The sequence below is a fragment of the Runella sp. SP2 genome, from assembly GCF_003711225.1.
In the GTDB taxonomy this organism is placed as follows: domain Bacteria; phylum Bacteroidota; class Bacteroidia; order Cytophagales; family Spirosomataceae; genus Runella.
Genome location: NZ_CP031030.1, coordinates 7,186,991 through 7,208,058, shown reverse-complemented (window position 1 = coordinate 7,208,058; position 21,068 = coordinate 7,186,991). Strand labels below are relative to the sequence as shown.

Below are 21,068 nucleotides of genomic sequence, written 5' to 3'. Positions count from 1 at the left end.
ACTAAAGGGGGCGAATATTTTTCGTCTTTCAATCAAAATTCAGTTCAATAATAGAAAATTTTCATCTTTTTTTCGATAAATAAGATTTATTTTCTTATTTATATTTCAATAACAGAAAATATTTTCGTTCGCCGTAATTTTGTATCGTATTCCAAAAGTCAACATTCTGACACTTATTCTAAACCAATTACGACAATGATTATCGGCGTACCTAAGGAAATCAAAAACAACGAAAACCGCGTAGCATTGACTCCCGCGGGAGTAGCAGAATTTCGTAAAAATGGCCATCCCGTTTACATACAGTCAACGGCAGGGGTAGGTAGCGGATTTGAAGATTCAGAATACGAAAAAGCAGGTGCAACTATCCTTCCAACCATTGAAGCGGTGTACGAAATCGCCGAAATGATTGTAAAAGTGAAAGAGCCGATTGCGTCGGAATACGCATTAATCAAAGAAAACCAATTGTTGTTTACGTATTTTCACTTTGCTTCGTCGGAGCCTTTGACGCATGCTATGATTGAGCGTAACGCAATATGTTTGGCCTACGAAACTGTAGAAAAAGCAGATCGCTCGTTGCCACTTCTTGTACCTATGTCGGAAGTAGCAGGTCGGATGGCGATTCAGGAAGGTGCCAAATATTTGGAAAAACCAATGGGCGGACGCGGTATTTTGCTCGGCGGTGTAGCAGGCGTAAAACCTGCCAATGTATTGATTTTGGGCGGTGGAATTGTAGGAACTCAGGCGGCCAAAATGGCGACAGGCTTGGGTGCTAACGTGACGATTGTGGACGTAAACTTGAATCGTTTGCGTTATTTGGAAGATGTCCTTCCTGCCAACGCCGACACTGTGATGTCGAACGAATACAACATTCGTCAATTGGTTTCACAGTCTGACCTTATCGTAGGAGCCGTGTTGATTCCTGGTGCAAAAGCGCCTCACCTCATCACGCGCGACATGCTTTCGTTGATGAAAAAAGGAACGGTATTGGTGGATGTAGCCGTTGACCAAGGCGGATGTATTGAAACTTGTACGCCAACAACGCACGAAAATCCAACGTACGAAATCGACGGTATTGTTCACTACTGCGTAGCCAACATGCCAGGTGCCGTACCTTATACTTCAACACTTGCATTGACCAACGCGACCTTGCCGTACGCAATCCAATTGGCCAACAAAGGTTGGGAAAAAGCTTGCGCCCAAAACGAGGAATTGAAAAAAGGTCTGAACGTCGTAAATGGTAAGATTGTTTACAAAGCCGTTGCCGATGCGTGGGGCTTGACATATACTCCCCTTGAGGAGGTACTAAACTAAGAACTGGTGGGTTAATTTTTTATAAATTGAGATTGATGTCTGAAAAGGTCGAACACAGGTTCGGCCTTTTTTATTGGCGTACAAAACAAATACTTACCCCCTATAAAAAAAACATGGCCCCGCTCCAATGGAACGGGGCTAATGCCAAATTACCCTACTCTATTATTATACTTAATTTGACATCAAACTCCATGCCAAACAAGTTTCTTAAACGACATAATTTATTATTTTAAGACACCTTCCAAATCGGCAGGTGAATAAAAAATAGATTTGAGCGTTTTGTTATCGGCGGTACGGTACACCAAATACTTCCCTGCATCTTCTACATAATAACATTCCGTGCCCTTGTCTTGGAAGTGTTTTACGGTTGCCTGGGCTTCTTCTTCGGTGTTGCAAGCTTTGCTCATATTGGAGCGCTGAACTTCGTCAAACAATGCTTTGAACTGTTCTCCCAAACCAAATTCAAGAACTGCTCCCGATAATACATACTGAATATCGGCAAGTGCGTCGGCCACCCCAACAATGTCTTTTTCTAAAATAGCTACTTCCAATTCTTTTAACTCTTCGGCGATAAGGGCAACGCGCAATTTACAGCGGTCTTCAGAAGGAATTTGGGGAGTAGAGAGAATAGGATGTTTGAAGGTACGGTGAAACTCAGCGACTTGATTGAGACAGTCTAATTTTTCCATGCTTGGGACGAGTGTGTTGGTGACTAACGTTGCCCAAAAGTAACATTTTTTTGAGTAAGGTGGCTAACTTCTCTAAAATACCTACTCAACTAACTCAGACGTTGTTTTTTGAAACTTTCGGAACAAGTACCCAAAAATCGTACGTTCATCCGTAACAATATTGGCTTTACCTAGCATACCAATGTTGAGGCGGCCGCGCAGTTTTTGTAAGTCTTCGACCTGTACCCGCACGTTGAACATTCCTTTTTCGTTAGGCGTCAGCGATACCTCTGATACGATGCCTGTTGCGCCTCCCCATTCGTACACGGGATACGCATCCAGCTTCATCACTACTTCTTGTCCCACTTTTACTTTGCCAATTTGCGACGAATTAACCTGCGTATAAGCGTACAAAGGAGCGTCTTCATAAATCATCTTGAGCAAAATAGTACTTGGAGCGACTTCTTTATCCCCTTCAAACACAAACGAGACCGTACCGTTGTGCTTGGCTTTTAAGAGCAAATGGTTATCAGGCGTCGTTTCAAAAACTCCGTATGTTCCCTTCAAACGCTGCTGCACCGACGAATAACTCCCTTTAAGGCGGTCGCCTTCGAGCAAATGGTCGTTGCTATTTTTGGCAATTTGTTTCCCTAAACCACTTATTTCCAACTCCTTCGAGGCGATGTCGCGCTGGAGTAGGTTACGGTTTTCCAAATAACTTTGGTAGGCAATTTCCTGCGCATTTTTGGCACGCAAGGCGTTGGTTTCATGCTGATTAAGCTCGTTTTTGCTCACGTCTCCGTTTTTGTACAACTCCTGATTTACTACAAAAAGGCGCTTCATTTCTTGGGCTTCATGGGCCAATTTTTGCGATTCCGACACCCATTTTTGTTCGGCGATGGCTAACTGCGATTTTTTCAACGCAATTTCTTCTCGAATCCGTTGAATGTTGACTTCAATAATCTGCCGTTCGTTTTTCGTTGCGACCGACTTAAATTGGTCAAAACTTTTCAAATTGGCTTTTGCAGAGGCCAATTCTGCCGTCAATGCGGCAATGTCGGGGGCGCTGATTTCAAGAATTGTATCACCTGCCTTTACTTTTTGGCCGTTATGAACGTGCACGCGCTCCACATAAACGGCCGATGGAAAACGATAAATGTCTTCGGTCACTTCTGATTTTAGCACAAACGGGGTTTGGATGGTATCGGGCAAAATAATCAGTGCGCCCGCCAACACGCCCATCAGGGCGAAAATAACGACCCACCACCCCATTCGGCTGAGAGCTTTGACGCGCAAATCGGCCACGGGCGCGTCGTCAACGTGGTACAAATCTTCGTATTGGGTGGCTTGAAGGTCTTGGAATGCAGGATTGTTCATGGCTGATTGAGTTTTGTAATGATTCTGATATAAGGTTGGTTGCTTTGCGTCTGACTATCGTCTGACGGCCAGCACGCGTCAGACGGTAGTCAGACGGTCGCTGTTTGCTCTCTGTTCGGTCTGACAACTTTTTCTTTTTGCGTCTGACGCGTATTAGTAATCAATGTAAGTTTTCATAAAATCGTAGTAAATGCCGCGCTGCGAAATGAGGTCTTCGTGCTTGCCTTGTTCGGAAATCATTCCATCATCAAACACCAAGATACGGTCGGCTTTTTTGAGCGTATGCAGGCGGTGCGCAATCGAAATGATGGTTTTACCCTCAAAACGTTTATAGATATTTTCCAAAATCGTCCGCTCGGTTTCTACGTCTAAGGCACTACTCGCCTCATCCAAAATAATAATATCGGGGTCGGGGCAAATAAACAAGCGTGCAAAACCAATTTTGAGGACTTGTCCGCCCGAAAGATTTCCGCCAAAATTGCCCACCATTTGGTTGTAACCGAGGTGATTGCCTTTGACAAAGTTGTGCAAATCGGCCAGCTTGGCGGCCTCGATGACTTCTTCCGTAGAAGCGGCGAGATTGGCGCAGCGGATGTTTTCTTTGATGGTATCGTTAAAAATATACGTATCCTGCGGAAACATGTGTACGTGGCTACGCAGCACTTTGGGGTTGATTTCACGAAGCTCAACGCCATCAAAACGTATTTTCCCTTCGTATTCGGGATAAAGCCCCACGAGCAGTTTGACAAACGTTGATTTTCCTGCACCGTTTCGCCCTACAATACCGATGCGCTCTCCTTTTTTGATTTCACAGTTAATGCTACGCAATTGGTATTTTTCTTCACGTTGACTATACCGAAATGATACATTTTCAAACTTCACCACCTGGCTCGAACAGGCATTGATTTGTTCTTGGTAATTGCTCGTTTCCCGCTCTTCTAAGAAAATTTCGTTAACTTTTTCAAAACTTACTGTCAACTGCGTCATCATCATCCAAAGGGTACTTACGCTATTGACGGAGTTCATCAACGTCATAAAAATAGACGAAAAAGCCATGTATTGTCCAATGCTCAGTTGACCCGTAAATACCTGATACGCCCCCACCCAAAACACCGCGATTTGGCTAAAAATAAAAATCAATCGTTGCAAGGAGTTGATAAGAATCTGCTTTTGTTCGTCTTGCATCACCGAGTTGATAGCCTCGCGGTGGAGGTGTTTCCACTTTACCAATTTGTATTTTTCGAGCGACAGTAATTTGACGGTTTTAATCCCCAACAACGTATCCAAAAAACCGCCCAACGAAGCCTGATTTTTGTGATAAACTTTCGAGCGTAGGTTTTTAACAATGGGAATAAAAAAGACCGTGGTAACGCAGTAGGCCACAAAACAAGTCAGTGAAATCAAGCCCAATGACCCGCTGAACGCAAACAGCACAGGGAAGTAAATCAGCATGAAGAAGATGTCAAGGAAGTTTTGGATAATCATCGGGTTGGTCAGCTGACGAATCCCGATTCCCTCCTGAAAACGCGACATAAACTCTTCCCGCTTGCGGCTATCGTAGTATTTTTGTTTAAGCGAAATAAGTCGGTCGAAAAATTGGGTCATAAAATCGACCTCAAACCGAAACCGATAATGCACCATGAGCATACTGCGCGTGTAAGTGAGAACGACTTGCACGATAAACACCAACCCCAACCCTACCAACAAACCCAGCATCAGCTTCTTGTTTTGGTTGACCAGCACATCGTCGAGCATGGTTTGGGTGAAAAGCGGCATGACGAGTCCCACCAACTCAAGCAATAGCGAAAACAACAAGATTTCCCCCAATACCCGCTTATTTTCCTTGATGATGGGCCAATAAATTTGTTGAAAAATAGAGCGTTTTTCTTCTTTATTTTTCTTCCCAGCCTCCGCAAGTTCGGCATTTTGGTAAAAAGCCTCGGTGGGTTTTAGTTCGAGTACAATGCCACTCCACTTGTTGGTAAACTCTTCTTTGGAATATCGAACTTTTCCAAAAGCAGGGTCAGAAACGCGCACGAAGTTGTCGTTAGCTTCATAAATTACCACAAAATGCTGCCCTTCATAATGGGCAATGCAGGGCAACTGAATTTGCTGTAAATAGTCGTAATCCAGCTCATAGCCTTCGGCCTTAAAACCGTAATTTTCGGCAATTTCGAGCAAGGCGTACAAACTTGTCCCTTCTTGGTTGATTTCGGCCAACTGCGTAAACAAATGCTTGACATTATCGACGCCGTAGTGCCGAAAAATGATGGCCAACGAAGTAGGGCCACAGTCCATCGACGCCCCTTGCTGTATATGGGGAAATCGGTCAACTAATCCATAGGGGCTCATTTTACCGCCAAAAATGGTTTTTGTGAAGTCTTTCATTGGGCTGTTACGTTGGAATGGGCTGATTTTTTGGCTAATACGTTGCGTCCGTAGTTGATGCGGTAATATTTATGGAGGTGGTAAAAAACCATGTATTCTACCAAGCGCTGCTGGCTACGGAAGAGTCGATTGATATTCATGTGAACCAAGCTCGCCAGCAAGTCTTCCAACGAAATTTGTAACTCTCTCTGCGCGTGCAGCATCCGAACGTACTCAATCATCAACTGCAAATTTTCGGTGCGTTGGTTTGACAATTCGTAGAAAAACTCATGTTCGGGATTCGCCAACGTAAATAGTTCTTGGAGGGCAGGTTCAACGTCTTTGTAACGAGCGTCCAGCTGTTTTTTCAACCCTGCATTGTATCCAAACTCGCGGCCAAAATCGGCAGCACGTTTTTCGGTAAACTCCATTTTTTGTTTTAAATCAAACCCAAAGGCCGTCAGCAGGTCGTCGGTAAGTTTTATGCCAAAACGCCAGCGGCATTCTTCGCCTTCGGGGCCATCAATCATCGACAAAAACCGCAAAATGGTATCGCTATCGAGGTGAAAGTAATCTTCAATGGCGTCGATGGAATTGCTTCCATACCGTTCCAATTCACGGTTGTAGGTGTCGTTTACGACCGAAGTGACCGTTTTGTTGGCCATATACGGCGCCAAAGCATCGTGCAGTTCTTGCACTACTTGCCCGATGTGCGCAGGGTTTGCCAAATGAAAACGCAAACGAAAATGTACGTTCGGGTCGGCGTAGCGAATGAAGAAAAACTTATCAGTCCAACCGTTAGCCTTGAAACGCTCCGTCAACGGATATAACACGTCGGTCAAAATGCGGTCGGCGGTTTTGATACCCGTATAAACTTTATAATAGAGCCACTCCGAACCCGTAAAAAATTTGCGCGTCGTTGGAGTCGAGTTTTGTACGGGCAACGCAGGAGAGGCTGTCGGAACTACGGGATACGAAGCGGTATTATCAAAGGCAACGACAAACTGATTGGTGTGCCAACCCCGTCCCGACTGCACCACCGACGAGTCGGCACGGTGTAAAAACTCTTTGATATTGAACTGCTCTAGTGATTTTATTTCATTTAAGAAGGTTTCGGCCAACCACTGATTTTCTAAATCGACGTACAATTCGTTGTCAAATTGTGTCAAACAGATATACCTCGGCACCGAATACTGCGCTCTCCACGCCTCAATTTCGGCTTTTAGCGCAGGCCAATTATTGTTTTTAAACGCCGCTACCATCGCCTTTACGTGTTGTTCTTTGAAATTCCACTGGGCCTCGGCCAACACGATATTATCGAGCATCAAACGCGGAATAAACATAAATAACGGCGCAAAACTGCTCGTAAAACTACTGAGCCCAGAACGCACGTGTTGCGATTGCAAAGCACACAAAAAGTGGTACGTATCCAATGACTGAGTACCCGAAAAATTGTGGGCGTTGGACAAACGTGGAACGATGATTTTGTTGAGCGATTTTGACCGTAAAAAAATAGTCCCACCCCGTACACTCAACATTAAATCCGAAAGCGCGATTTCAAATTCGGGCGCCGTGGAGGCTTTGCTCAAAAACGGAATTTGGTACTTTTTCAATTGAGGGCGAATGATGACGTTGCCCGTCCGCGCTTCGGGAAGGTGGACAATGTCTGCAAAAATCACCTCTGGGACGCTGCGGTCTTCGGCGGCACTGATTTCTTTGAGCAACGCCAACACCGAGGCGTCGGTATGGCCAAAGCGCCCGAGCAAAAACGTCCCCGTCGTACCGCCAAAGGTATCGAGTACGATTTTCTCCCGCCCATCCTCACGAATCACCGAAAACATAGCCGTGTTGGTGAGCGGCAACTGCGGCTGACGTCCTTCTACGGCCCGCAGGTCTTCTTCTTTGAGACAAATTTCGTACACACCTGTCAGTTGAGCTTCGGCAACTTTTTGCAGCAAATAGCTGTGTTCAGGCGGAATACTGAGGGTTTGATTAGATGACTGGTTACTACCCACCCACACGCCTTCCACCAGAGGAGAAACATCGTTTTTGGCTTGTCCTCCAGGATACCCAATGCCCACTTCGGGGTCGAGGGCCAACACAAAGGGAACTTCTTCGTCTTCGTATTTTTCATAAAACCGATTCCGAAATTCGTCGAGCATCGGATTTCCTGCGGGCGATAGTTTTAATAAAGTAGGGATTTTGGAAGCTAATTTATTCAACAAGCCACGGTTCAATTGGCCTGAGAGTTCGGGTAAATAAGTATCAATTTGGAACAACACTTTACGGTCAAACGGCGTCGGGAGTTGGCTCAATAAGGCTTCCACTTTTTCAAATTTAGCGCTGCCATAATCGCTCCCCGATTGCTCAATGGCCAGCAATGCCTGCTGAACCTCGCCCAAAAGGCCCAAAATTGCGGCTAAGCGCTCCGACGTTTCAATCTCCGCAATCTTTTGGAGCGTCCCGATGATTTGTGCCAAAAAGTCACCGCCTGTAAGCGCAGGTTCTAGCTCACTTACCAGTAGCTGCGAAGCCACCACCTCTTCGACGTAGTCGAGGGCTTCTTGGAGTGTAATCTCCTCCGAAACAAGCACTTCGGCCAAGGCATACAACGACGCACCCTTTTGAGCACGGGCCAGCACCGCCTCCAAGTACTCCGACTGCTCCGCGCTACTCAAGTGATGAACGCGCATTCCGCCGCCATTGTACCGATACTCCACGTAGCGGTATTGACCGTTGATGCTATACAGGCTGGTATTGGGGTAAAACCGAAGGAAAGGCTTAATATCAGGGTGTTTTTCAAGGTCTTGAGTGAGCGCGCAGAGGTAGTTCATGTCGAGGCGCGTCACTTTGCGAATAGTGCCGATACTCCCTATACGCACATCAGTGGTGCCATTAGAAATGGGCACCGTAGCAAATCCCCCAAACAAGCCAAAGGGCGTACAGCGAGTGGAGTAGCGAGCAAGGTATTTGGTAAGAGAATAAACAATTCGCTTCGATTTTTCGTCGGGTTGCTTCGTAAAATCTAGCTTTTGAACCTCTTCATAAAGTGCTGGTGAAGCAATATAAAGTGCTTCTAAAAAGGCAGGCTGGGTAAATTGCTCACGGAGTTTTTCCCAATCAATGTTTTCAATTGCTTCGCTCCCTGCGAGAGGCACTCTTACAAAGGCCGTTGAAAAATAGGTAGTTGACATGACTGTGGCTGATTTTTTAGTGAAATTAGCGGTAAGTACCTGCCTGACTCAAAAAAAAGGAAGCGAAGCGTGGTTTTTTGCTTTTAAGTAGTGGCATTTTGCTACGGAAGCGATTTCCCTGTTTTCAAGACAACAACAAAAAACGCTCCCACGCGCGCGAGGCTCCCAAATACGTCAAAAGTGCCATGCCAATGCTTGCCTCTCCATCGAGTAATGACAGGTTTGATTCGTATCTTTCTCCGCTATAACTCAAAAAAACATCTTCGCTTCCCGCTGGTTGAACAAAATCAAATGTCTTTGAAAGCCAATAGATTTTCGTTGATTCCAGCAGGTGTTGTGGAAAAGCTTCAGCAAATTTTCCAAAAAGATACGCCGCCCCCAAGGTGCCGTGGCAGAGCGCCGCGTCTTTCATGGCCACATCTCGGCCTCGGCGCGCCGCCGCGCGGATGATTGTTTGTTCGGCTATCTCGACCCAAAATTCGTTTTGTAGTTTTTGCCCCGCCAACAAAAACGTATTGGCAATGCCCAAATCTCCATAACACCACGCAAGGCGGCTCTCTTGGTCGGGTGCATTGGCTTGAATCACGCTCGGAAACACTGATTGTGCACTTTTATTGCGGACGTTCCACATCCAACGAAGCGCCCCCGTAATCAGTTCTTTACAAGTAACTGGCGAATGACCTTTTTCGTAAAGAAGTGTTAAAATAGCCACAATACTGGCCGTTCCGTGCGACAAACCTAAATTATACAAAGGTGGGGAGGATGAACCTCGACGCCCAAAATCATCAAACTCCCACGTAATGCTTCCACTAGGAAAACGAACGGCTACCAGCGATAATTGTTCAACAATTTGGTCGATATACGACGTTATTTTAGGACTAGGGGTTCGTTCCAAAAAATACAAACACACCCCAAGCGCTCCGTGCAAATAGTCAAAATTGCCGTCGGCCAACAACAACATCGCACTTTCAAACAACCCTTCGTCGAGGTCTTCGACAATCGACTGCGGGTCTATTTCATCGTCTTGCAATAAGCCTTCGTTGAACAAATGTAAAAAGCCCCACGCAACCCCCGCGATTCCACCCGCAAACGAATGAATGAGTTTACCTTCCTGAATATCGTTGAGGCTTGATGATACCCGTTCCCAAATTCGGCCATCGTCCTTGATTCCAAAATGGCGGTGATAATACGCCTCAAACAAGGCATAGCCCATTTGCCCCCCCAACAGCGACGCGTGCCCGTCGGTTGGCTGCCCCGCAATATGGTGATAGATTCGATCTAAAATAGTTCTACAGTCGGCGGAGAAATCCTCCGAAGTAAGCGTATAAACACTTGTCATGGTTAACTTAGATAAGTAAGGCTTAAAATTCATTGAACTTTTTCAGGGTCTAAAATCAATCTTGCTAAACCGTCATAAATCTCTTTTGAAGCGTAGGCAAGCCACCATAAGAGCGAATATTGATTATAAAAAAGCAGCCATCCTAGCAAAGGATGGCTGCCACATAAGACCACTAAAAGATAGCTACTACAAGCAAAAACAAGTTTTTTTCTGCGTAAAAGGCACGGCGCCTCCTTGTGCATCTTGAAGTTGGGTCTTTGAAAGCGATACGACTTTGTCGGTTTTCAGGCTGAGTTTTGACAACTGCTTTTTCATTGTTATTGATTTTTTGGCTGTAAGTGAATGGAAAGAAAAATTAGCAAGAGAATGTTGCCCCTGTGAATGTACATAAGTCACTCACACAATACACTTTTGAATTAGGGTTCGATTGAGGACGGCCACCTACTACACCTTGACTGTTGTCTTTTGACAAGTTTACTACTTTGTCAGTCTTCAAGTTCAATTTTGAAAGTTGCTTATTCATTGTTGTGTTTGTTTTGTGTTTGTGTTTGAATGATTTGAAAAATGAGAAATTAAAAATTAGCAGCTCCAAGATGGGCAAGTAAATGTGCACAAATCAGAGTGGCAATAGTGCTTCGAAGTAGGGTTCGATTGAGGACGGCCACCTACTACGCCTTGGCTGTTGTCTTTTGACAAGTTTACTACTTTGTCAGTCTTCAAGTTCAATTTTGAAAGTTGCTTTTTCATTGTTGTGTTTGTTTTGTGTTTGTGTTTGAATGATTTGAAAAATTAAAAATTAGCAGCTCCAAGATGGGCAAGTAAATGAGCACAAATCAGAGTGGCAGTAGTGCTTCGAAGTAGGGTTCGATTGCGGACGGCCACCTACGACGCCTTGGCTGTTGTCTTTTGACAAGTTTACTACTTTGTCAGTCTTCAAGTTCAATTTTGAAAGTTGCTTTTTCATTGTTGTGTTTGTTTTGTGTTTTGTGTTTGAATGATTTGTTTGTCGTGATTGACATTGCAAAGGTGGTGGGTAAAACGAAGCTGGGAAAAATCAAAAAAGTAAAGCGGTTAAATTCTCCATTGAAACGTTTTAACTCTCTTTCCAACGGTTCATTTGTCGTTTCAATACGGTTTAATTCCCAAAATCCACGACTCGCTTTCTCTTTTTGGGTTTTTACTTCGTAAAGTTTTAGCTTTAACCCTCTAAAATTGGTCGCATTTATGCCTGTTCGTTTGTGGTCCTTGCTCTTTTTTATCTTAGCCTGCTGGTGGGGACAGCACAGGAGTTATGCTCAATATTCAAACGTCTCGTTTCAACATCTCGGCCCCGAACAAGGCCTTCCCATCCACTACATCACGGCGGCAGTGCAGGATACTTCGGGCTTTATGTGGGTGGGTACCATGATGGGAATGGTGCGGTACGATGGAAAACAGTGCCGTATTTTTGACCACGAACGGCTCAACCCTCATTCTTTGTCCGACATGCTGGTGCGTTCAGTCTTCATGTCCAAAAATGGTACGCTATGGGTCGGCACCCAAAATGGATTTAACCGCTTTGATTTTCGTACCCAACAATTTGAACGATTTTACTTTAGCCAACACGGCAAGCGCTGCAATTACATTCGCTGCGTGGCAGAAGACACCCAAGGGAAACTTTGGCTAGGTACCGCCTCTGGGCTTCTTGTTTTTGACCCTATTTCCAAAAAATCGGAACTCGTTAAACTGCCCACTGATGCTTCCTCCAAAACACAGGTTTATTCGATTCGGAGTATCATGGCCGACGGCGAGACAATTTGGGTGGGTACCGACATGGGGTTGTATCGTTATCATCGTTCGTCTAAGTCGTTTCAGGTATTTTGCAAAAGCGATGAGCTTGGTAGCATCCCCGACAATTCGCTTTCAGCCTTGGCCAAGCACCCCAAAACGGGCGATATTCTGGTAGGGTCGCGAAGTGGAATGGTAGCTTCTTTGAGTTTATCTAGTGAGCTTTTTCGGATCATCAAACTCCCCCTCAAAGAACCCCAAGAAATCAGCCGTATTTATTTTGACCGTGACCAAACCTTATGGATTTCTACCTTGGGCGAAGGGGTTTTTTATTTCATCAAAAATTCTGAGCAAGTAGGGCAGTTTTTATCTGACATCAATACCCCAAGCAGTCTCGGCTCCAACTACGTCAAATCCGTTTTTCAGGACCGTGCGGGCGTTATTTGGTTTTCTACTTCGTACAAAGGGCTGAGTCGGTTCAATCCTTACAACCAGTCGTTTCGCTCGTTGCTCAAAGATGCCAACGTTCCCCAACCCAATGCCAACGCTAGTACCATCAATCGGATTGCGGTCGATAGTAAAGACAACCTTTGGCTGGCCACAAGTGAAGGTTTACTCTGGATTGATGCAAAAAAAACGACCCACAAACGCTATTTACACGACCCTAACAACCCTTATAGCCTGACCGACAATTACATCAACAGTGTTCTGGTGGACCGAAACGGCGGCGTGTGGGTAGGAACTCGTTCGTATTTACACTATTTTGACGTTAAAACGGGCAGATTTACGCACTTCGACCACCTGCCAAACGAAGAAAACCCCTCCCCTTCGGAGGATATTACTCGTACCGATTTTGTGGCAGGCAAACTGATTTACGACCTTGCCGAAAGTGCCGATGGCCGCATTTTTATTGGGACAGAAGAAGGTTTGACCATTTACAACCCCAAATCACGCATTTTCACCAATCATTTCAATGATGCGCAGGTTCGGAAAGTACCCGTCAATCGCTTCAATTCACTCTTTTTTGACAGCAAAAACTACCTGTGGGTAGGCTGCGGCGTCGATGAGGTGCTTTGCATTAGTCCCGATTTATCCAAAACTGTTTCATACCGTTACGAAGAAAGTAACCCCAAAGGACTACCCGACAACGGCGTCATGGCTTTTGCCGAAGATTCAAAGGGAAATATCTGGATGGGCACCGACAACGGATTGGGTTGTTTAAACCGACAAACGCAGCAATTTACCAACTTCACTACCCGCAACGGACTGGCTAATAATTACATATCGGCCCTGATTCGCGTGGGAAACACCCTCTGGATGGGAACGGCCAATGGCTTAACTCGTTTTGAAGAAAACGGCAAGCGCTTTACCTCATTTGGCTCGGCCGACAACCTGCAAGTATTGTCGGTAGAAACCGAATGCGTCGCCAAAGACAGCCAAGGGAATTTGCTTTTTGGCGGCTTGTACGGGCTGGTGAGTTTTCATCCCAATCAAGTCAAGACCAATTCGTTTATCCCGCCCGTAGCCGTAACGTCGGTCAAAGTGTATGGCAAAGAAGTATTGCCAACGCTTTACCGCCAGGCCAACGTCCCAATAGAGCTAGATTATGACCAAAACGACCTGACGATTGAGGTTGCCGCCCTGAGTTATGACCATTCCGAAAACAATCTATTTTCGTTTTGGCTCGAAGGCATTGAAAAAACTTGGGGAGCACCCACCCACCAAACTACCCTCAATTACCTCAATTTACAGCCTAACGAATATATTTTGCACGTGCGAGCGGCCAACAATGACGGTGTTTGGAACCCTGTCCCGTACCACCTGCACATCATTATTCATCCACCCTTCTGGCAACGTTGGTGGTTTCGGCTTTTGGTCCTTGCTACCCTGATTGGTTCGGGAGTTTATTTGTACCGATGGCGGGTCAAAATGATTGAGCACGAACACGCCACTGAAGTAAAACTGTTGGAGGAACAACAAACGCTCCAAAATCAATTGAACCAAGAATTAACTGAAAAGCTCGACTACCAACAGAAGTTTGAAATAGCCCAAAAACAACAAGCCGAGACGGAACGTAAAACGATTTTACTGGAACGAGAAAAGTTTTTATCCAAATACCAAAACCTTGTCAATCAGCTCAATCCGCACTTTTTGTTCAATAGCTTGGCGGTACTCGACAGTTTGATTTACAAAGACCACAAACTGGCCTCGAAGTACCTCCGTCAGCTCACAAAGGTATATCGCTACCTCATCGAAAACGACGACCACGAAACCGTGACGCTGGAACAAGAATTACGGTTTGCCCGCGATTTTGTTAGCCTGCTTCACATGCGTTATAGCGACGGGCTACAGATTGACATCCACCTTTCGGAAACGTTATATCACAAACGGATTGTACCTGTGACGTTCCAAAATCTGATTGAAAACGCCATCAAACACAACATTACCGCTTTGGAATCACCGCTAAAAGTGCTGATATACGAAGACAATGAGTATTTAATTTTTGAAAATAACTTACAAAAACGAGGTACCGTTGCGACCTCCAACAAACGGGGTCTCAGTGATTTTAAGGCATTGTACAGCTATCTAACCAACCGACCCCTGTTTATCGAAGAAACAACCACACATTTTGTCGTACGGGTACCGCTATTAGATTAACGGTTCACCCAAGTTTTTGGGGCGGATTAAGTCGCGAAACCCACGGCTCAATTGCTTTTTTTGTAAAGTCCCAATTGAATTTACATAATTTCAGCCATCTAATTAGTACATCAACCCTTGCTCAATTGTTGAAACCATGAATGACCAACAGAAAAGACTCGTCCAAACAAGCTTTGCGCGTATTGTTCCTAAATCTGAATATGCCGCCAAAGTTTTTTATGGTCGCTTATTTGAAATTATCCCCGAAGTACAACCTTTGTTTAAAAGCGATCTTAAAACCCAAGGAATCAAGCTGTTTCAAGTCATAAGTTTTGCCGTTTGTTCGTTAGATAATATGGACGAGTTGCTCCCACTTCTTCATGATTTGGGACGCCGCCACGTAAAATATGGCACCCAAGACAGTCATTATGCCTTTGTTGGCGAATCGCTGATTTGGACGCTAGAAAGAGTACTTAAAGATGATTTCACGCCCGAAATTCGGCAAGCGTGGCTTGATGTTTACAGCCTAATGGCAGCTGCTATGACCGAGGCAGCCAGCCAAGAAATAACCTAAGCAATGAAACCACTCGCTAACCAACCTAACCAATCCCACGAACTCCCCGCAAAACCAGCGAGTGACGCAACCAACTATGACAGTACCCAGTCCGACGTCAGGTACCAGAGTTTAGTTAGCCAGCTAAACCCGCACTTTTTGTTTAATAGCCTTGCCACCTTAGAAAGCCTCATTTACAGCGACCAGCGCCTCGCCGTCAAGTTTCTGAGCCAGCTTACGCGGGTGTATCGCTACTTACTTTCGACCCGCACCACGCCGCTCATACCACTCAGCGATGAACTAAATTTTATTAAAGATTATGCCGACTTACTCCAAACGCGCTTTGGGAAAGGGCTTACTGTGCTCATCGACGTGCAACCTCAACACCTTGAACAAAAGCTTGTCCCTGCTGTTTTGCAAATTTTGGTAGAAAACGCGACCCGTCACAACATCACCGACCCCGATAGCCCATTGACAATATCCATAAAATCAATTGATAACCAATTAATTATAGAAAATAACCTTCAAAAGAAGCAAATTTTAGAACCAAAGCGCAACGAAGCACTCAAAAGCCTCACCGACTTGTATGCTTATTTTTCGAGTGAACCTATGGTCGTAGAGCAAACCCCCGAAACCTTCCGAGTCACCCTGCCTTTGCTGTAATTTGGTTATTGGTTAACTGGTTGATTGGTTCTTTCTAATTCGTAATTCACAATCCCCAATTCGTAATTCCCAAGTCCTAACTTATATGAAAGTCCTAATCGTAGAAGATGAAATTTTGATTGCTGAACAGCTCCAACGGATGCTAAAAGACATAGCCCCGCAAACGGAAATCCTTGACGTGCTTCACAGCGTCAAAACTGCCCGCCGTTGGTTTATGCAAAATCCTGAACCTGATTTGCTGTTTATGGACATCCAGCTTTCGGATGGCATTAGCTTCGACTTGTTCAATTATTTCGACATCAAATGTCCCATTATTTTTGCCACGGCCTACGACGAATATGCCATCAAAGCCTTCAAAGTCAACGGTATTGACTACTTGCTCAAGCCCATTGATGAAGAAGACCTCATTCGAGCCTTGGAAAAATACAAAGCACTGAAAAAGAATGCGCAGATGCCGACTGAGTTGCTCCAGACGTTGGTCAATCACCCAGCGCAAAAAGGAAAGTTGTACAAAGAAAAACTCATTGTGCAGCACCGCAATGCCTCCATTCCTATTTCTATATCGGACATTGCGGCTTTTTATCTCGACCAAGTCATCTATGTCGTTACGCACGACGGACAAAAATACATTGCCGAACAAAACACGCTCGATGAAGTAGAAGATATTCTGAATCCTATCGAATTTTTTAGAACGGGCCGCCGACAAATTATCAATCAGCAAGCCATTGAAAGTTATAAAGGAGATGCGGCAGGAAAATTGTACCTAAAACTCAAAACCAACCACCTCCCCGAAGTAGAAATTAGTCGCGAAAAAGCCCCCGTTTTTAAACGCTGGATAGATAGATAAAGGAATGTCGAGTGCAGGAATGCAGAGTGTCGAATTTTTATAAATTATTCGACATTCTGCACTTTACACTCGACACTTACTATGATTCGCTTTTTACAGAGCTTGCGCCTGAGGTGTTGGAGCGAACCGAGGCCGTTCCACGGTAACGCACACTACTAGCACCGCTCGCTTCTACCTCCATTTTACCGTTGACACTCACACGCACGTTGCTCGCGCCCGACACGTCCAAAAATGCTTCTTTTACGGGAAAATCGTACGCTCTAAGCGAGGTAGCACCCGACACATCTCCCTCGATTCGATTGGCATTTCCTGTCAATGTAATGCTAGAAGCACCCGAGGCATCCATGATTACTTTTTGTGCTTTTACTTGAATATCCGACTTAGAAGCCCCCGAAATATCCAAGTCAAGCGTTCCTAAATCGTTGAAGCCCGCTACCCTTGAGGTTGTAGCGCCCGACAAGTCCAATCCTTTGAGCGTCGGCATCGAAATCGTTACTGTCACACGTTTGCGGTTTCGATTCCAGCCGTACGAATCTTTGTAGCGAATCCGAAGTTTTCCCGACGCTACCCCTGCTTCCAAATCGTCAATATCCTGTTTGCGGCCTTCCACTTTGACCGAATAATTGCCTTTTGTTACTGATATTTCAAACGCACTTCCCAACGACAAACGGTCAAAACCTTTTAAATCGTAGCTACGTGAGCTGCGGCTGTCGTCTTGTTTTGAAGAAAAAGAACAGGCGACTACCACCAATGCACTTGCCAACATCGCAAGCATTAACTGACTTCTGAAGATTGTTTTCATGTGGTTACTATTGTTAAAACGGTTGTATTTGGTATTTATCTATAAGATGCACTTAAAACGGCTAACGTTGCATTTTTCTCAAAGTTATTTTTTTAATCGTCATACTACTGAGTCGTTTTTGCCGTTTTTAGCACGCGAACATCTTTGTTTTAGCATAAATCTCTTTTTATTTCATAACACATTGAAACACAACTTAGTATCAAATTGATAAATACTTTTCAAGTAATTCTCCGATTCTGATTACTTTTGTACGAAGTTCAACCTATCAAATCACCTTTTGTACCAAATGAACCGTAGAACCTTTCTTCAAAGCACAGCGGGACTAAGTGCCCTCACCATGCTCGGGTTAGAAGCCCGCCCCAATGCCAAATCTGTAGGATTGCAGTTGTACACCCTTCGCAGCGACATCCAAAAGCAGGGAATTGAGAAAATTTTGGCCGAAGTTGCCAAACTTGGATATAAAAAAGTAGAAAACTTTGGGTATAACCAAGGCAAGTTTTTTGGAAAAACTCCTACCGAATACAGTAAGATTCTTGCCGATAATGGACTCAAAGCCATCAGCGGCCACTACATGACAGCCCGCTCTAAGGCATTTGGAGACACCGATGGCTTGACCAAAAACTGGGATAAAATAGTGGAAGACGCCGCAGCGATTGGACAAGAATACGCAGTTATCGCCTATTTGATTGACAACGAACGCAAACCTGAAGATTACAAACAACTTTTTGACCTGTTGAATAAAGGCTCAGAAGTGGCAAAAAAAGCAGGTCTTACGCTCGGCTACCATAACCACGACTTTGAATTTACCCAAAAAATTGACGGCGAAAAACCATACGATTTGTTGTTGAAAAACACCAACGTCATCATGGAAGTGGACTTGTACTGGGTAGCTAAAGCAGGTGAAAATGCCAACGAATACTTCAAAAAATTCCCAGGTCGTTTCCCACTTTGGCACGTAAAAGACATGGCCAACACTGAAAAGAAAGAATTTGCGGAAGTAGGCGTAGGCACCATTGACTTTGGCGCGTTGTTCAAAGATGCCAAAAAAGCAGGCTTAAAGCATTATTTTGTAGAGCAAGACGTGTGTCAGCGTCCGCCACTCGAAAGCATCAAAATCAGCATCGACAACATCCAAGCTGCTAAGTGGGGGTAGGTTTTCGGTTGCCTGTTTGTGTGTTTTCAGATTTTCGGTTGTGTGTTTTCGGTTTCTCAAAACCGAAAACCGAGGTTTCTCAAAACCTCGCGAACGCTCCATATAACAAACAAGGCTTGGCGAAAATTTCGCCAAGCCTTGTTTGTTTAAAGCATTTTTTTTGCATTCGCCCTCTACCTCAGCACCAGCGAATACACGCCTCCCTGATTGGTATAAGAAGCCACTTTTCCCCGCCCCGAATATTTGACCTTGAAGCCGTGGTTTTCGAGCAGATACAAGGCATCACGTAGCGACATTCCTTTCAAATTAGGCACTTTTGTAGGATCCGTATCGCGGTTGGCCCACGCAATTTTGTCACCGTCTTTCTTTGCCTCTACCCAGCCATCTACGTTTACAGGCGCTTCGATGTCCATTTCTTCGGCCACAATCCGAATATCATCCGAATGTCCCGCCCGCAGTTGCTTCTGCATTTCCGATGTTTTATTTTTTTGCTTCGTCAACGGTGGGTGCATTTTGATGTCGTACCCAATGATACGATCAGCCACTTCCTTAAACACGGGCGCAGCCACACTTCCCGCGTACAACTGCTCCATGCTAAACCCACGCGGACTATCAACGACAATCAAACACGTATAGCGCGGCTCGTCGGCAGGAAAATAACCAATAAACGACGTGTTGTACAGCCCTTGCAGGTATCGTCCATTCACCAATTTTTGGGCCGTTCCTGTTTTACCCGCAATTTTATAATGGTCATTTCTAATGTTGGTAGCTGTTCCGTGGTCCACTACTCCTTCGAGAATCGTACGCGCTTTTTTGATTGAGTTTTCTGACGCGATGCGTTCTTCGCTTTTAAACACTGGATACTCCTGAATCACCTTATCGGCATCTTTTACTTGCTTCACAATCATGGGGCGCACCCAATATCCGTCGTTGGCAATGGCATTGTAAAAAGCCAACATCTGCAAAGGCGTCAGCTCCGACTCGTATCCGTAGCTCATATAGGTCAGTGAGGTTTTGCTCCAACGCTTGTCCAGCGGCGTCCGAACCCGTGGCGCAGGCTCGCCTTTCATGTGAATCCCCGTAGGTTCGCGCAAATGAAACCGTTTCAGGTATCCCACATACTTGTCCCCGTGGGCGTAGAAATAATCTTTCATAATCAAATGCACCCCTACATTCGACGATTTCTCAAAAACTTGCTGGGCTGTAATGCTGCCGTGGCCCGTTTTTTTTGTATCCCGAATCACCGCCGAACGGTATTTGGCAACGCCATTGCCCGTATGATACATTTTACTTAACGGCAACCCTTCTTCAAAAGCCGCCAGCATGGTGGGCAACTTAAAAGTAGAACCAGGGTTACTCAGTCCCGCCAAGGCGTAGTTGTAGGTTTCACTATAGGTAGAATCGGAGGAGCGCGACAAGTTGGCAATGGCCCGAATCTCCCCCGTTTGTACTTCCATCACAATCACCGAGCCGTACGAAGCCCTGTAGCGTTCGAGCGTATTGCGCAGGGCTGTTTCGGCAATGTCCTGAAAATTCACGTCAATGGTTGTGTGTAAGTCATAACCATTGACAGGCTGTATTTTTTCGTCATCGTCGTTGGGCATAAAGGTTTGGTCGTCCAAGACGCGGTATAGGCCAATACCAGGCGTCCCTGCCAATCGGTTATCAAAACTAGCCTCTATCCCAAAAGAGCCATGCCGTGTTTTTTTATCCAAATCACCAATGGTACGCTCGGCCAGCGACCCAAACGGGTTATAGCGCTCATAAACCACCGTCAGTTTTCCGCCACGGCTTCGGCCAGTTGTGGCAAATCGACGAAAAAACGGCCAGCCTTTCCAAGTTCCTTTTACTTTTTTCTTTGTTTTTTTGTCATAAACAACCCCCGTAAAAGACTGGTTAAGAATAATATTGTACTCACGATACGTTATTCTTCGTTTCACCAGCCGAATGTTGCGATTTCCTTTTTTCTTATTTTTTTCAAACTCATGGCGTGCAAAAACCATCTCACGGCGGTAATCTTCAGCCGTTCTTTGTTTAAATAAATTGGAAAGAAGCGTCGCCACAGAATCAACGCGCGTATAGAAATACGCACTATCCGTGACCGTGGGGTCGATTGATACTTCAAAATACGGCAGCGACGTTGCCATCAAACTCCCGTCATTAGAATATATGTTTCCGCGCATTGCCTCAATAGTATCAATGTGCATCGTGGTTGACATGTACTCAATCCAAGGCTTATTTTTATGAAGGGCAAAATGCTGGATGTAAAAAATACGATAAATCACCACTGCTCCGAGGACAATCAGGCCAATAGCCACTATCCACGAGCGGCGAGATATATCTTCACGAATATTTTTGGGTCGGGAAAGCATCGTCTAATTTTTTAAAAT

17 protein-coding genes are annotated in these 21,068 nt (G+C 45.0%); 6 read left to right on the top strand and 11 right to left on the bottom strand.

Annotated features, from left to right (window positions below; translation table 11 throughout):
* Nucleotides 1-195 precede the first annotated feature (195 nt).
* Nucleotides 196-1,311 carry an alanine dehydrogenase gene (gene ald / locus DTQ70_RS28995; RefSeq protein ID WP_122934044.1) on the top strand — a complete coding sequence of 372 codons (1,116 nt, stop codon included), beginning with the start codon at nt 196-198 and terminating at the stop codon, nt 1,309-1,311.
* 224 nt (nt 1,312-1,535) lie between these two features.
* Here the strand turns inward: ald and DTQ70_RS28985 are convergent, their stop codons facing one another.
* From DTQ70_RS28985 to DTQ70_RS30930, 9 genes are all read right to left on the bottom strand, one after another.
* A complete protein-coding gene (locus tag DTQ70_RS28985) occupies nt 1,536-2,000 on the bottom strand; it encodes a nucleoside triphosphate pyrophosphohydrolase family protein (RefSeq protein ID WP_122934042.1) in 465 nt (154 codons plus the stop codon).
* Nucleotides 2,001-2,081: 81 nt separating this feature from the next.
* Nucleotides 2,082-3,356 carry an HlyD family secretion protein gene (locus tag DTQ70_RS28980; RefSeq protein ID WP_122934041.1) on the bottom strand — a complete coding sequence of 425 codons (1,275 nt, stop codon included), beginning with the start codon at nt 3,354-3,356 and terminating at the stop codon, nt 2,082-2,084.
* A 153-nt stretch (nt 3,357-3,509) separates the two neighbouring features.
* Nucleotides 3,510-5,744: a peptidase domain-containing ABC transporter gene (locus DTQ70_RS28975; RefSeq protein WP_122934040.1), complete on the bottom strand. Its 2,235-nt coding sequence runs from the start codon at nt 5,742-5,744 to the stop codon at nt 3,510-3,512.
* Nucleotides 5,741-8,917, bottom strand: a complete 3,177-nt coding sequence (locus DTQ70_RS28970) for a lantibiotic dehydratase (RefSeq protein ID WP_122934039.1) — start codon at nt 8,915-8,917, stop codon at nt 5,741-5,743. Before DTQ70_RS28970 ends, DTQ70_RS28975 begins: the two co-directional genes overlap by 4 nt.
* A gap of 124 nt (nt 8,918-9,041) precedes the next feature.
* A complete protein-coding gene (locus DTQ70_RS28965) occupies nt 9,042-10,256 on the bottom strand; it encodes a lanthionine synthetase LanC family protein (RefSeq protein WP_122934038.1) in 1,215 nt (404 codons plus the stop codon).
* A gap of 186 nt (nt 10,257-10,442) precedes the next feature.
* Nucleotides 10,443-10,571, bottom strand: a complete 129-nt coding sequence (locus DTQ70_RS31010) for a class I lanthipeptide (RefSeq protein WP_206019611.1) — start codon at nt 10,569-10,571, stop codon at nt 10,443-10,445.
* A gap of 40 nt (nt 10,572-10,611) precedes the next feature.
* Complete coding sequence (locus DTQ70_RS30940; protein WP_164490262.1) at nt 10,612-10,779, bottom strand: class I lanthipeptide; 168 nt, start codon at nt 10,777-10,779, stop codon at nt 10,612-10,614.
* Between the two features lie 56 nt (nt 10,780-10,835).
* The gene (locus DTQ70_RS30935; RefSeq protein WP_164490261.1) at nt 10,836-11,003 is read right to left on the bottom strand and encodes a class I lanthipeptide; all 168 of its coding nucleotides are present in this window, start codon (nt 11,001-11,003) and stop codon (nt 10,836-10,838) included.
* A 49-nt stretch (nt 11,004-11,052) separates the two neighbouring features.
* Entirely contained in the window at nt 11,053-11,220 is a 168-nt protein-coding gene (locus DTQ70_RS30930) for a class I lanthipeptide (RefSeq protein WP_164490260.1), read from the bottom strand.
* 260 nt (nt 11,221-11,480) lie between these two features.
* Between DTQ70_RS30930 and DTQ70_RS28955 the strand changes: the two genes are divergently transcribed.
* From DTQ70_RS28955 to DTQ70_RS28940, 4 genes are all read left to right on the top strand, one after another.
* A complete protein-coding gene (locus tag DTQ70_RS28955; RefSeq protein ID WP_122934036.1) occupies nt 11,481-14,681 on the top strand; it encodes a two-component regulator propeller domain-containing protein in 3,201 nt (1,066 codons plus the stop codon).
* A gap of 136 nt (nt 14,682-14,817) precedes the next feature.
* Nucleotides 14,818-15,234, top strand: coding sequence for a globin family protein (locus DTQ70_RS28950; RefSeq protein ID WP_122934035.1), 417 nt, complete (start codon nt 14,818-14,820; stop codon nt 15,232-15,234).
* 3 nt (nt 15,235-15,237) lie between these two features.
* A complete protein-coding gene (locus DTQ70_RS28945) occupies nt 15,238-15,876 on the top strand; it encodes a sensor histidine kinase (protein ID WP_122934034.1) in 639 nt (212 codons plus the stop codon).
* A gap of 85 nt (nt 15,877-15,961) precedes the next feature.
* Entirely contained in the window at nt 15,962-16,723 is a 762-nt protein-coding gene (locus DTQ70_RS28940) for a LytTR family DNA-binding domain-containing protein (RefSeq protein WP_122934033.1), read from the top strand.
* Nucleotides 16,724-16,802: 79 nt separating this feature from the next.
* On the opposite strand, the gene DTQ70_RS28935 is transcribed toward DTQ70_RS28940, so the two are convergent.
* Complete coding sequence (locus DTQ70_RS28935; RefSeq protein WP_122934032.1) at nt 16,803-17,525, bottom strand: head GIN domain-containing protein; 723 nt, start codon at nt 17,523-17,525, stop codon at nt 16,803-16,805.
* Nucleotides 17,526-17,811: 286 nt separating this feature from the next.
* On the opposite strand from DTQ70_RS28935, the gene DTQ70_RS28930 reads away from it, so the two are divergent.
* Nucleotides 17,812-18,678: a TIM barrel protein gene (locus tag DTQ70_RS28930; protein WP_122934031.1), complete on the top strand. Its 867-nt coding sequence runs from the start codon at nt 17,812-17,814 to the stop codon at nt 18,676-18,678.
* Between the two features lie 173 nt (nt 18,679-18,851).
* On the opposite strand, the gene DTQ70_RS28925 is transcribed toward DTQ70_RS28930, so the two are convergent.
* Nucleotides 18,852-21,050 carry a penicillin-binding protein gene (locus tag DTQ70_RS28925; RefSeq protein ID WP_122934030.1) on the bottom strand — a complete coding sequence of 733 codons (2,199 nt, stop codon included), beginning with the start codon at nt 21,048-21,050 and terminating at the stop codon, nt 18,852-18,854.
* Nucleotides 21,051-21,068 lie beyond the last annotated feature (18 nt).